Annotated in this window: 10 protein-coding genes and 1 tRNA gene; 7 read left to right on the top strand and 4 right to left on the bottom strand. The window is 63.1% G+C overall.

The genetic code is table 11. The features are described 5' to 3' along the window. The first annotated feature begins 23 nt into the window (after nucleotides 1–23). The gene (gene guaA, locus PV760_RS00305; RefSeq protein WP_026266989.1) at nucleotides 24–1613 is read left to right on the top strand and encodes a glutamine-hydrolyzing GMP synthase; all 1590 of its coding nucleotides are present in this window, start codon (nucleotides 24–26) and stop codon (nucleotides 1611–1613) included. Nucleotides 1614–1774: 161 nt separating this feature from the next. Next, a complete protein-coding gene (locus PV760_RS00300) occupies nucleotides 1775–5935 on the top strand; it encodes a DUF4011 domain-containing protein (RefSeq protein ID WP_354626900.1) in 4161 nt (1386 codons plus the stop codon). 14 nt (nucleotides 5936–5949) lie between these two features. Here the strand turns inward: PV760_RS00300 and PV760_RS00295 are convergent, their stop codons facing one another. The 3 genes from PV760_RS00295 to PV760_RS00285 all read right to left on the bottom strand — a co-directional run bounded on the left by PV760_RS00295 (nucleotide 5950) and on the right by PV760_RS00285 (nucleotide 7863). Then, nucleotides 5950–6486: an RcpC/CpaB family pilus assembly protein gene (locus tag PV760_RS00295; protein WP_018776609.1), complete on the bottom strand. Its 537-nt coding sequence runs from the start codon at nucleotides 6484–6486 to the stop codon at nucleotides 5950–5952. Between the two features lie 322 nt (nucleotides 6487–6808). Then, nucleotides 6809–7081 (bottom strand): FmdB family zinc ribbon protein, encoded by a 273-nt coding sequence (locus PV760_RS00290; protein WP_018776608.1) that lies wholly within the window; start codon nucleotides 7079–7081, stop codon nucleotides 6809–6811. Between the two features lie 167 nt (nucleotides 7082–7248). After that, nucleotides 7249–7863: a 5-formyltetrahydrofolate cyclo-ligase gene (locus tag PV760_RS00285; protein ID WP_018776607.1), complete on the bottom strand. Its 615-nt coding sequence runs from the start codon at nucleotides 7861–7863 to the stop codon at nucleotides 7249–7251. 99 nt (nucleotides 7864–7962) lie between these two features. Here PV760_RS00285 and galU point away from each other — a divergent pair, with 99 nt between their 5' ends. The 5 genes from galU (at nucleotide 7963) to PV760_RS00260 (ending at nucleotide 11464) form a co-directional block, all read left to right on the top strand. Beyond that, nucleotides 7963–8898 carry a UTP--glucose-1-phosphate uridylyltransferase GalU gene (gene galU, locus PV760_RS00280; RefSeq protein ID WP_018776606.1) on the top strand — a complete coding sequence of 312 codons (936 nt, stop codon included), beginning with the start codon at nucleotides 7963–7965 and terminating at the stop codon, nucleotides 8896–8898. Nucleotides 8899–8903: 5 nt separating this feature from the next. Continuing rightward, a complete protein-coding gene (locus tag PV760_RS00275) occupies nucleotides 8904–9530 on the top strand; it encodes a GNAT family N-acetyltransferase (protein ID WP_018776605.1) in 627 nt (208 codons plus the stop codon). Between the two features lie 130 nt (nucleotides 9531–9660). Next, nucleotides 9661–10548, top strand: coding sequence for a hypothetical protein (locus PV760_RS00270; RefSeq protein ID WP_354626966.1), 888 nt, complete (start codon nucleotides 9661–9663; stop codon nucleotides 10546–10548). A 6-nt stretch (nucleotides 10549–10554) separates the two neighbouring features. Beyond that, on the top strand, nucleotides 10555–11355 hold the full coding sequence (locus PV760_RS00265; protein ID WP_354626899.1) for an SDR family oxidoreductase: 801 nt from the start codon (nucleotides 10555–10557) through the stop codon (nucleotides 11353–11355). Between the two features lie 36 nt (nucleotides 11356–11391). Further along, nucleotides 11392–11464: transfer RNA gene (locus PV760_RS00260), tRNA-Ala, on the top strand. Between the two features lie 132 nt (nucleotides 11465–11596). Here the strand turns inward: PV760_RS00260 and PV760_RS00255 are convergent. Beyond that, nucleotides 11597–12727 carry a DUF8462 domain-containing protein gene (locus PV760_RS00255; protein ID WP_018776602.1) on the bottom strand — a complete coding sequence of 377 codons (1131 nt, stop codon included), beginning with the start codon at nucleotides 12725–12727 and terminating at the stop codon, nucleotides 11597–11599. Nucleotides 12728–12760: the final 33 nt, after the last annotated feature.

The following is a 12760-nucleotide window of genomic DNA, read 5'->3' as shown; positions in this document are numbered from 1 at the left end:
GTCCGGCAAAGTAGTCTTGGTTGGTGACTACTCCCACCGCACCCCAGACTTCCCAGAAGCCGGTGCTGGTTGTTGACTACGGTGCCCAGTACGCGCAGCTGATTGCCCGCCGCGTCCGTGAAGCAAATGTGTATTCGGAAATTGTTCCGCACACCTTCACCACCGAGCAGCTTCTGGCCAAAGACCCGGCAGCCATCATCCTTTCCGGCGGACCCTCCAGCGTCTACGCTGAGGGCGCACCGTTCGTAGGCGCCGACCTCTTCGAGGCCGGGGTTCCCGTTTTCGGTATCTGCTACGGATTCCAGGCCATGGCAAACGCCTTGGGTGGCAAAGTGGCCCAGACCGGGCTGCGTGAGTACGGCGCAACCGAGGCGCTCCTGGTGGGCGATGCACGTTCCATTCTCGACGGTGTCCCGGCGTCCCAGAACACCTGGATGAGCCACGGCGACTCCGTCCACGAGGCACCCGAGGGCTTCGAAGTACTGGCAACGACGGCCGGCGCCCCCGTGGCTGCCTTCGCCAACGATGAGAAGCGCCTCTACGGTGTGCAGTGGCACCCGGAAGTCAAGCACTCCGTTCTGGGCCAGCATGTCCTGGAGAACTTCCTGTTCAAGGGCGCCGGTCTGAGCCCCAACTGGACCACCGGCAACATCCTTGAAGAGCAGGTGGAGCGCATCCGCCAGCAGATTGGCGACTCCAAGGTCATTTGCGGCCTTTCCGGTGGCGTCGACTCCGCAGTTGCCGCTGCACTTGTCCAGCGTGCTGTCGGCGACCAGCTCACCTGTGTCTTCGTAGACCACGGCTTGCTCCGTGAAGGCGAAGCGGAACAGGTCGAACGTGACTTCGTGGCCGCCACGGGCGTCAACCTCTATGTTGCCAACGAGCAGGAACGCTTCCTGTCGGCTCTTGCCGGCGTCAGCGATCCCGAAACCAAGCGCAAGATCATCGGCCGCGAATTCATCCGCGCCTTCGAGGAAGCAGAGCGGGCCATCATTGCCCAGGCTGCTGCCGAAGGCGAGAAGATCAAGTTCCTGGTCCAGGGGACGCTGTACCCGGACGTCGTCGAGTCCGGTGGTGGCGAGGGTGCTGCAAACATCAAGAGCCACCACAACGTCGGTGGGCTCCCCGACGACCTGCAGTTTGAGCTGGTTGAGCCGCTTCGCGCCCTGTTCAAGGACGAGGTTCGTGCCGTAGGCGCGCAGCTGGGTCTGCCGCAGGAAATCGTAGGCCGCCAGCCGTTCCCCGGCCCCGGCCTGGGTATCCGCATCGTGGGCGAAGTGACCAAGGAACGGCTCGATCTGTTGCGCAAGGCCGATGCCATCGCTCGCGCCGAACTGACGGCCGCTGGCCTCGACAACGACGTCTGGCAGATGCCGGTTGTCCTCCTGGCCGATGTTCGCAGCGTTGGCGTGCAGGGCGACGGACGTACGTACGGCCACCCGATCGTGCTGCGTCCGGTGTCTTCCGAAGACGCCATGACGGCGGACTGGTCGCGTTTGCCCTACGACCTCCTGGCGCGCATCTCCAACCGCATCACCAACGAGGTCGATGGGGTCAACCGCGTGGTGCTGGACGTCACCAGCAAGCCACCGGGAACCATCGAGTGGGAATAGCATTCTAAGTGGCCGGCTTCCATCGGGAAGCCGGCCACTGTGCTTTTCCGGCAGTTCCCTGCCGGTGAGCGATTGACATGTTGCAGTGAAAACCGGGCAATTTCGCGTCGGAACAGCGTTGCGGAGCGGGCTCGCCGTGGATTCCCGCTACCCTCGAAAGTATGCCGGTATGGTCCAAGGCGTCTAAAGCTAGTACAGAAAAGAAGGCAGAAGTTGTGTCAGTAGGTCAAGGCCAGGAAGAGGGCTCCGAAGAGCTCCGCAAATGGCTGTCTGGTCTCAAACCCGTCACCGGGGCAGACACTATGCTGCGTTTCGTCAAGACGCCCGAAGGCGCCATTGACCTCAGCAACGCGCACCCTTCGGGGCTGGCGCAGTTGCTGGCAGGGCGTCGGACGCGCCTGTCGACGCTCATCAGGGACCGCCAGCAGTACTTGGTCGCGGCACGTGCGGCGCGCAATATCCGATCCAAGATTTTCGAGCTCAGCAACGACCGCGGTATCGAAGCCGGGTATCTTTCTGCCGGCACCGTGGTGTGGACCTCTGCGGTGGGCGGCAAGCCACAGCGCGTCTCCGCACCCGTGATGCTCACGTCCATCGTCCTGACGGTCCGGCCGGGGGAGGACGACTTCGAACTTCAGCTCACTGAGCAAGCCCGGATGAACCCCGCCCTGGTGCGTCACCTCAAGACCGTCCATGGCATCGTCTTTGACGTCAATGCCGTGGCGCGAATGGCTTACAACACCGCACGTTTGGATCCGCAACCCGTCCTGGATCGCCTGTCCACGCTGGTTCAGCCGATCCATGGCGCTGAGGTTGAGTTCAATCTCCTGGTGACAACCCTGGCCGATCTGTCGGGCAACCTGGATGATCCTTGGATCAACCTGAACAACCCCACCGTGGCGGCCTTGGCGACGGCGGCCAACGGTGGCGACATCGAGCCGGAACCCATCAAGGCAGGCAGGTTCCCCAGCTTGGACCTCCGTGACCCGGCCGAAGAGTTGCTCCTGCTCGACGCCGACACGGACCAGCAGTACGTGGTTGACGCCGTTCGGGCTGGAGACTCCCTGGTGGTCAGCACACCCCCGGGCAGCGGACAAACGCAGACTGCCATCAACGCCATTGGCGCACTGGTGTGCGAAGGAAAATCGGTCCTGGTGGTGGGGGACAGGCAGTCCAGCCTTGCCGGGCTTTCCGCTCACCTCGAATCACTGGGGCTGGATTCGCTTCTGTTCCGGCCAGGCAATGGAGCCACCCCCCAGCAGCTCAAGGGCCAGCTGGTCCGGGCCATCATGCGCAACGAGAAGGCTCTTGAGCCCCAGCTCGGCAACCTTCACCAGACACTGACCGGGCATCGGCACGCCCTCATGGACCATGTCGCCTCCCTGCATAACGTGCGCGAGCGATGGGGATGCTCGCCGTATCAGGCCATGCAGTCACTTGCTGAACTGACTTCGATCCATCCGGCGCCCTCCACGACAGTTCGCTTGAAGCGCAGTGTCCTGGACAACATCAAGGACCGGGAAGAGCTGGCGGCCCGGCTCCGTCGCGCTGCCGAACTTGGCAGTTTCAGCCGGGCTTCGACCAACAGCCCTTGGTACGGTGCCCGATTGGTCACCCGCAAGGAAACCGAGGAAGCGCAGCAACTTGCCCGCTTGGCGGCTGAGAAGCTTCCTGTCCTGCGTGACCGCATGAAACAGGTGTCCGATCACGCTGAGATCCGCCTGGGAGAAACCTTTACTGAGTGGGGCGCGCAGCTCGAACTCCTGATTGCCGTGCGCGAGAGCCTGGACAAGTTCACGCCGGACATCTTTGACCGTCCGGTTCACGATTTGATCTCCGCGACGGCCAGTTCTGCGTGGCGCCGCGAGCGGAACATCGAGATGCCTTCCATGCAGCGGTCCCGGCTGCGGCGGGTCGCCAAGGAGTATGTGCGGCCCGGTGTTCATATCGCCGATCTCCACAGCTCGCTGGTCCTTGTCCAGGAGCAGCGTGCGTTGTGGGCCGGTTACGCCACTACGCAGCGGCACCCGGCCGTTCCTTCCGGCCTGGCCGACCTCGGCGCACTGTACCGGGAGCTGGACGCTGAGCTGCGGCGCCTCGGTGAGGCGCTCAAACACACGTCGGCCGGAGGCTCGCTCCACGGTACGCCTTACGCGGAGCTGATGGAACGCTTGGAACAGCTCGTAGCCGACACCGCCACGCTGGAAACCTTGCCCGAACGCACGCTCCTCATTGAAGAAATGCGCGAGCACGGCCTCGGGGAGCTTTTGGCGGATCTGGCGGAGCGGGAGGTACCTGCGTCCTCGGTGGCCGCGGAGCTGGACCTGGCTTGGTGGCAGTCCGCGCTGGAAGCAATGATCAGCGGCGACGACTATCTTGCGATGTCCGACGGCGACTCCCTGAGGCGCCTCGAAGCTGAGTTCCGGCTTGCTGACCAAGCCCACATCGCCAGCGGTGCTGCGCGGCTCCGATGGCAGCTTGCCCAAAGGTGGCGCCAGGGATTGGTGGAGCACCCTCGCCAGGCTGAACTGCTGCGGGCCTTGCTGAAAGACGGCCGGGTTACCCTGCCTGCGCTGAGCGCCCAAGCCCCGGACCTCGTGCCGTTGCTTGTCCCGGTGTGGTCGGTCAGCCCGTACCTGCTGACCGGCGTCCTGCCGGCTGAGCAGAAGTTTGATGCTGTTGTGGTCATCGACGCTGAGTCCACCTCGTTGCAAGCGGTCCTTCCCGCGATCGCCCGTGCACGGCAGGTAGTTGCTTTCGGCGACGCGAAGATTGCCAATGCGCGGACCTTCAGCGTGGCCGTCGAACCCCCGGTTGCCGGAGTCGCGAGCCACGAGACTGTGGAGAGTGCCTTCAAGGCCTTGGCCAGGGTCTTGCCATCGTGGCAGTTGAATTGGGTGTATCGGGCAGTGGATGAAGACTTGATCCTGCAGCTGAGCAAGAACTACTACGACGGCGGCCTGAAGCGGCTGCCCGACGGCAACTCGGTTACGGGATTGGATCGCTCGATCCTTGTGGAGTACATCCCTGACGGCACCGGCCTTCCGGGCGCCGATCACGAGGGGGTCGAGTCCGTCACTGCCGAGGTCAACCGGGTGGTGGATCTTGTCTTTGAACATGCCACGCTGCGTCCCCGCACCAGCTTGGCTGTGGTGACGGCAAGCCTGCGCCACGCTGCCAGGATCGGCGAGGCCATCAGGCTCCAACTGCCGAACCATCCATTGCTGTCTTCCTTCTTCGCCGCCGGCCCCGAATCCTTCCGCGTGGTGGATCTGGAACGCGCGCAGGGCTTGGTGCGGGACCATGTGATCTTCTCCCTCGGGTATGGACGCACCCCGCATGGCCGGGCGCTCCACTCCTTTGGACCGCTGTCCACTGAGGGTGGGCGTAACCGCTTTGCCTTGGCCATGACCAGGGCCCGGCGCTCCATGCACGTCCTGAGCTGCTTCCGGCCCGAGGACCTCGACCTCGATCGCCTGGCGCACGGCGCAGTGGACTTCTACGAGTTGCTGGACAGGGAGCTCTCGGGGAACAGCAATCTCGGAACCCCGGCATCCCGTGCCGTTGCCAGCGAGCAAGCACTTGGCGAGGACCCGTTGGTGGCGGATCTTGGCGAACGACTGCGTGCCCGCGGCGCCCGTGTCTGGCACCTTTACGACGGTGTGCTGGACATAGCCGCAGCCGCTGATCCTGTGCACACCATTGGCAGGGAAGGTGCTGAAATTCCCACGCCCGTAGCCATCGAGTCCGATGGCACGGAACGATACCGGCGCATGAGTGTCCGTGAACGCAGCCGGCTGCGGCCTCAACTGCTGGAGCGCATGGGGTGGCGTTATATGTCGCTGTGGACGATCGAAGTCTTCACGGACCCGTCCTCCTGCGCCGATCGCATCGGTTCCTACCTTGGACTGGAAAACCACATTCCGAAGGCTGCCGAGTCGTCTCAACATGGCTTCCTGGACATGGATGTTGAACAATTGAATCTGGACAAGGCTCAGCCTGTGTTCACCCGTTCCCCGGCCACCGGCCCGGATCACCAACCCGAGGAGGATGCCAAGGGGACGCGGGACCAGACAGGGGACAGGAAAGAAGCACCAATGACGGAACAAGGAAATAGTTCCACCGACGGCTCTGCCGGGGAGAACAGTGGATCGGACAACACGGCAGCTGAAAAAGCCGCCGAGCCGACGGCTGCCAAGCACAGCTCGGGCGGCATCCCCCCCACCAAGGCCGCGGAGGACGATCCCCGCAGATGGGGCGATGAAGCAGGCTATGACCACGAGCAGTGGTTGAAGGAACAGAAGCCCCCGCACTGGGGATGAGCGATTGAGCAGCTTCATGGGCTGACCAGAACAAAGAAAAGCTTGCCTTGCGTGGATGCGCCGGCAAGCTTTTCTGCTTGTTGGGGGTTGGCAGCGACCACCACCAGCCCTTCTGTATCGCTGGTGCCAAGCCATTCGCCGGCCTTGCCGCCCTGGGCCGAAGTCCAGAGAACAGGAACAGGGCCAGCCAAAACCTGGCTCTGGCGGGATTCGTCATAACTGCCGGACGCTGTGAGGACAACGGTCACCAGCTGCCCCGGCGACAGAAGCTGGATGGAAGAAGGATCTGCCATGCGCAGGGGGACGGCAGCGGAACCTGCAGGAGTGCCCGCGAGCAAGCCAGGGCCCAGGAGGCTTGAGTCCGTGGGTGTTTGTCCCTTGCCCAAAGGCGAGGCCAGCTGGCGCCCAACCAGGGTCGCGACATCATCCACCCTTGCGGAGATGGCCAGTTCGGCTGCGACATCGACCCTGGTGAAATCTGACTCCTTCAGGCTCGCGCCGGCCGGTAGATCACGGGCTGCGACCAGGACGCTGACCCGGGCGGCCGACACAGGAGTCAGCTGCTGTACCGCCAGACCGGCAGCAAGGCATAGAAGCAGCGCGACGCAAAGCCGCCGGTTGCGGGAAAGCCACGCCCTGAGTGTGGGCTTTCGCTTTGGAGGTCCGTTGCGCCGCGCACGGCCGAACCCCCGTGGAAAGCGCCTGGGGGAGGGCGAGGGGTGGTACGGCAACCGTTCATGTCCAGCTGTTCCAGCTGAACGCTCGGCATGGGCAAGGAAGGCGCTACGGGCGGAGTGTGACATGCCGCCACGGTAGTCAGCAGCCCCGGCCGCCTAACAGGGGCCGGGTTGCCTATGTGGAAAAGTTCCGGAGCTAGCTCGCCGCGGCGGCCGGTGCGGGAGCGGGCGTGGCCGCAGCTGCGGGTGCAGCCGGTGACGTGGGCGCAGCGGATACTGTGCTGCCCTTGGCGTCACGGGAGTCAGTGCGGTAGAAACCAGAGCCCTTGAAGACGACGCCCACGCTGTTGAACTTCTTGCGCAGCGTGCCTTTGCATTCAGGGCACTCTGTCAGGGAGCTGTCTGAGAAGGACTGGACGATGTCGAAGGCATGGTCACAGTCTTTGCAGGCGTATGCGTATGTGGGCACTGAGTTCCTCCTTTAGGACAAAGTTCAGGTCCTGCTCCGCCGTGCCGAATAACTTCCGCATTAGCAGTCCCAGGGCCTGAGTGCCAATTCTATCATCCGTCCCCCTGCGGTGTGCCAGCACTTGTGCCGGAGCTCACCAACCGGAACCCGCCGGAAATGACCGGGAGTCAGACGGGCTCCGCTGCGTTGTCGAGAACCACAATGCCCGAAGGTGTCAGCACTTCCCGCACGGGGCGATCGAAGGCCTCGGCGGGTATGGAGCCTGAAGGCAACAGATCGTCGTCGTACACCACCGCGATGGTGGGCGGCCGCCGGCCGGACGCGTCCAGGCCCTGCAGGAGCCGGTCGTAATAACCGCCGCCTTGGCCAATCCTGTTTCCGTCCCGGTCCACTGCGGTGGCCGGCATGAAGATTCCGGCCGTCGAAGCGACGACTGAACTGTCCAGGCGCTCACCGGTGGGTTCGTCGATGGGAGCGTAGGCGGACCTTGTGAAGACCGTGGACGGCGTCCAATACACCCAACTCAGTTGCCGTTCCGGTTCGCAGACGGGGAGCAGGACTTCATGGCCCGCTTCGTGGAGGGCTTCAAGGAGTGGCATGGTGGGTGGCTCGAAGGCGACTCCCACGTACACCGCGAACGACGACGGTGTTCCGGACGTGACGGAGCTGGCCCACGAGGAACCGTGCCGGGCTATCGCTTCGCCCGCATCAGCGATTTGCCCTGGTGTCAGGGCCCTCCTGTACAGCCGCCGGTTGCGGCGGATGTCTTCTTTCGACGCCATCTGTATCCAATCCTGGGGGTTCGTCGGGTCCGGTTAAAGTGTTTCCTTGTGTGTTTCCGGCAATAAAATGTGCGGCCCGCGCGGCGGGGGGTTTACCTGATGCTCTCTTCCTTCCGTTACATTAGTCCGGTGACTCTCGATAACAACGCTGTCCGTAAGGCCGTCATCCCCGCAGCGGGTCTTGGTACCCGGTTCCTTCCCGCCACCAAGGCGATGCCGAAGGAAATGCTGCCTGTGGTCGATAAGCCCGCCATCCAGTACGTCGTCGAAGAAGCGGTGAAGGTTGGCCTGCACGACGTCCTCATGATCACAGGACGCAGCAAGCGCGCCCTGGAAGACCACTTTGACCGTGTTCCGGCGCTTGAAGCGACCCTGGCTGAGAAGGGCGACACCGCCAAGCTGGAAGCGATTCAGTCGGCTACCAACCTGGGCGACATCCACTATGTCCGCCAAGGCGACCCGAACGGCCTCGGCCACGCAGTCCTTCGTGCAAAGCAGCACGTCGGCTACGAGCCTTTTGCCGTCCTGCTGGGCGATGACCTCATCGACGCCCGCGACGACCTCCTGAGCGAAATGATTGCGGTCCAGCAGAAGACCGGCGGTTCCGTGGTAGCCCTGATCGAGGTCGAGCCTTCCAAGATCAGCGCTTACGGTTGCGCCGACGTCGAGGACATCGGCGAGGACGGTTACGTCCGTATCAAGCAGTTGGTGGAAAAGCCGTCGCCGGAAGAGGCGCCGTCAAACCTCGCCGTGATTGGCCGCTACGTGCTGCACCCGGCCGTCTTCGAAGTCCTGGAGCAGACCGGCCCCGGCCGCGGTGGCGAAATCCAGCTGACCGATGCGCTTGAGGTCCTGGCTGCGGGCGAGGGCGAAGGCTATGGCGTGTACGGCGTGGTGTTCCGCGGCCGCCGCTATGACACCGGCGACAAGCTCAGCTACCTGAAGGCGTGCATCGAGCTCGCGTGCGAACGCGAAGACCTTGGTCCTGAGCTGCGCGAGTGGCTGCCGAACTTCACCGCCACGCTTCCCCAGTAACACGGATGTACGGGTCTGCGATCTGGCCGGTAACGCTGGAGTGCGGAGACCTGGCCCTTCGGCCCATCCGCTATCGCGACAAGCGGGAATGGTCCGAGGTCCGTTCCCGGAACAGTGATTGGCTGGCACCGTGGGAGGCGTCCAACCCGGCTCCGGGTGGCCGCCTCCCCAGCTACCGCCAAATGGTTTCGTCCCTGAACGAGCAGGCCCGACAGTCCACCGCATTGCCGTTCGTCATCGTTGAACGCACGGCAGGCGCGCGGGAGCCCGCCATCGTTGGCCAATTGACGGTCTCGTCGATTGTGTGGGGATCGGCCATGATGGCCACGCTTGGCTATTGGGTGGACAAAGACCGGGCCGGGCGCGGGATCGCTCCCACAGCTGTAGCCATGGCCACCGACCACTGCTTTACTGTGTTGGGTCTGCACCGGATGGAAATCAATATCCGCCCCGAAAACGGGCCCAGCCTGCGCGTGGTGGAAAAGCTCGGATTCCGCGACGAAGGGTACCGGGAAAGGTATCTGCACATCAACGGACAGTGGGCTGACCATCGCTCCTTCGCGTTGACCTCCGAAGAAGTCCCGGAGGGTCTCTTGCGCAGATGGCTCAAAGGACAAACGGGCAGGTCATAGGGCTTTTCAGCTTTATCTCCAGTCATTTGCGGACTCGACCACGACACACCGGCCGCAATGCCGCCACCCCCGGTGATTTGCTTCTACGGTTTTGAATGTGGACTTCCCTCTCAGCAGCTCAGTGATACTCGTGGTCACTGTCGCGCTGTGGATGGTCTGGGTGGCGCCGTACGTTCTTCGGAACAGGCGGCAACAAGTCCAAGCGGCCGCTGTTCCAGCAGAGGCTTTCGACGACGAACCAGACGAACCGCAGGCAGGGGTGGTACTGACTTTGGCACCTCAGCAGGAGAAACCGATGGAGACCATGCACAGCAAAGCACAGGCGTCGCCCCAGGATTCCCGCGCGTCAGAGCCGTCCCTGGGGAAGTCGTCCAGCACTCCGTTCACCATCCGCTACGCGCGGCTCACACTGGCGGTGTCCGGACTTGCCTTGCTCGTGACGGCAATCGTTTCCGGCATACTCCGTCTTTTCGGCACGGGCTCTGTCTGGTTGCCCCTGGTCTCGTTCATCGGTGCGGTGGTCGCCGTCGTCGTTTTGCGTAAGCTCGCCCTTCGGGATCTTCGTGAACGACGCGCACGCCGTGCAGCGCAGGCGTCGCCCATTCCGACACCAGCACGCTACTTGCCGAAGGAGCCGGTTGTAGAGGCGAAGGAAACCACAGTTTTCGACGCCGAAGCCACCAGTCGTGAGGCCGCCCGCCTGTCGGCGGTCGAACTTCGCCAAGCGGCGTTGGCCGTCGCAGTTGCGGCCGGCGACGAGTCGGCGCAGGCCGCCGTTGACTCCAAAGGTGCGAGCTGGAAGCCCGTAGAGGTTCCCAAGCCCACGTATGTCGACGCTGCCAAGGCGCCCCGTCCGGCGCCGGAGCCCCTTGACCTTCCGGAGGCCCCGAAACCTGTCGGCAAGCCCGTCCTGAAGCAGGCCGCCGGGCAAACTGACGCTGCTACCGCAGTCGCTTCAGCCAAGGCCCCGAGTGCCCTGAGCAACCTGGACGATGTCCTGCAACGACGCCGCGCGTAACGAACCATGAGTTCCATCTGCGTCGCTGGTGGCACCGGACAGGTGGGCCGCGAGGTTGTCCGGCTCGCTTTGGCGGCAGGGCATAAGGTTTCAGTCCTCAGCCGGCACGTTCCGCCGGTCGGTTCGGCAAGTCATCACGACGGCGCCACTTACTTCGCCGGCGACGTCACCACAGGTGAAGGCCTGGCGGCCGCTATGGCGGGTGCCGACGTCGTTATTGACTGCCTCGAAGGCCAGTTCGGCAAGACGCAAAAACAATTCGCCGACGGCGGCGCGAGGCTTCTGGCTGCCGCCCACACCAGCGGCGTCCCAAGAGCCGTGATGCTCTCCATCATCAATTGTGATATCAGCAGCTTTCCCTATTACGTGTCCAAAGCCGATAAGGAACGAAAGTATGCCGGGGCGCCGCTGGAAACCGTGGTGGTCAGGGCGACCCAGTTCCACAGTCTGGTTGCTGGGGTCTTCGCTGCGGGTTCCCGGGTCGGGCTGATCCCAGTGTTCAAAGGCGTGGATTTCCAGACGATTTCTCCGGCGGATGTTGCAGCAGTTCTGTTGGAAGAAGCGTTGTCGGATTCTCTTCCTTCGCTGCACCACCTGCGGACGGTAGGCGGTCCGGAGGTTCTCTCCATGCGCGCCCTGGCCGGGTCCTGGAAGGCTGTGACCGGCGCGCGGGGTTTGATTCTCACCGTTCCGTTGCCCGGCAGCATGGGGGCCTTCCTGCGCTCCGGACACAACCTCGCACCGGAGAAAGCGCTTGGCGCGGAGACGTTCGTGTCGTGGTTGGAAAAGCGCCGGGAAAGTTTGTAGCCTAGGGACACTGGTCTGGCGGAAACGTCTGGTCCGGGGGCTATAGCTCAGTTGGTAGAGCGCTTCGTTCGCATCGAAGAGGTCAGGAGTTCGAATCTCCTTAGCTCCACAGTTTGCAAGGAATTTGAGCCGTCGGACCTGACGGAATAAACACATACGTAACGCTTTGGCTTGGATAGGGTCATATAGGCACCAGTGAAACGGCTGACCCCCTCCGGAGCAGAGCGCTACAGCGTGGCTCTCAGTGTTTTGGGTGCTGCAACCGAAGTCCATAAGCGGGTGTGTCGCGGAGGAATTCGCGGAATGTCGGGACAGCGAAGTCCACGTACCCCCTGCTTGTTGTTTCAATGACCCCTGCGGCCAGAAGTCGGAGCCGGTATTGGCCGCCGTATACGGCGTTCACACCCAAACGCTCCGCGATTGCCGTTGTGCTGGATGGGCCATCGTCTTCAGCCATGGCCAGCAGGTACGACTGATCGACATCGGATAGAGCCGAGTAGGCAGACTGCAGGACGGTGGCACCCATACGGCGGCGGGCTTTCTGTACACCGGCAGCCAGCGCCTCGTCGGTGACTACGGCCCCTGATTTTCTCGCTTGACTCCACACGTGGTAGCCGACGAGCTGGATCAGGAATGGGTAGCCGCCGGTCGCTTCGGCCAGCTGCCGGAGATGTTCGTCGCTGATGCTCACGCCGCTTTCGGAGAAAGTATCTCTAAAGGCTTCGGCGACCTCGTCTATCGAGGTCCTGTGCAGGTCGTACTTTTCGGCGCGGCGAAGGAAGGTGGAGACGCCTTCGTTGAGCAGGTCTTCGACAGATTTAGGCAGACCAGCAAGGACCAGGCCAATGGGAAGGCTCTCCCGGATCAGATGTTGGACGACCGCTGCGATTTCGGAGAGCTCCGTCCGGTCCACGGCATGAATCTCGTCGATGCTGATCAGCAACCCGGTGTCCTGCTCGCTCAACTTTTCCAGCAGTTCGGTAATCTGCCGCCGCCAGTGAACCTCACGCACAGCCGGAAGCTGGGTATCCACGCGGAGGATTCCGAGCGTCACGCCGGTAATCCGGCGGCCGGCAGGGCCGTCCCCGAGCTCTTCAGCCGCGGCGCGGACGGCGCTGCCGATGCGGTCCACGAGTCCGGCCGTGGCGGTTTCCGAGATGACAATCCAGCCGTGCTCGATGGCTTCGTCTTCAATTTCCCCCAGCATGACGGTCTTGCCGATGCCGCGGGGTCCGGTGAAGATGGAGAGCAACCCGGGGGCTCCGGGCCCATTCTCGATGCTCTCGGCGAAATCTTGGCGCATGTCGTCCCGGCCGATAAGAAGCGGTGGGCGGGCACCAGCTGTCGGTTTGAACGGGTTTTTCGCGGCCACTTTTACACTCCTATAAATTCTTTAAAGTCTTTA

The organism is Paenarthrobacter sp. CC6 (assembly GCF_040560085.1).
Classification (GTDB): Bacteria; Actinomycetota; Actinomycetes; order Actinomycetales; family Micrococcaceae; genus Arthrobacter; species Arthrobacter nicotinovorans.
This window is presented reverse-complemented; position numbering and strand designations above follow the sequence as displayed.

Excerpts from the sequence above, each read along its gene's own strand:
- galU (WP_018776606.1), top strand. The coding sequence starts at position 7,963 with ATGCTCTCTTCCTTCCGTTACATTAGTCCGGTGACTCTCGATAACAAC.
- PV760_RS00285 (WP_018776607.1), bottom strand. The coding sequence starts at position 7,863 with ATGGCGTCGAAAGAAGACATCCGCCGCAACCGGCGGCTGTACAGGAGG.
- PV760_RS00275 (WP_018776605.1), top strand. The coding sequence starts at position 8,904 with ATGTACGGGTCTGCGATCTGGCCGGTAACGCTGGAGTGCGGAGACCTG.
- PV760_RS00300 (WP_354626900.1), top strand. The coding sequence starts at position 1,775 with ATGCCGGTATGGTCCAAGGCGTCTAAAGCTAGTACAGAAAAGAAGGCA.
- PV760_RS00265 (WP_354626899.1), top strand. The coding sequence starts at position 10,555 with ATGAGTTCCATCTGCGTCGCTGGTGGCACCGGACAGGTGGGCCGCGAG.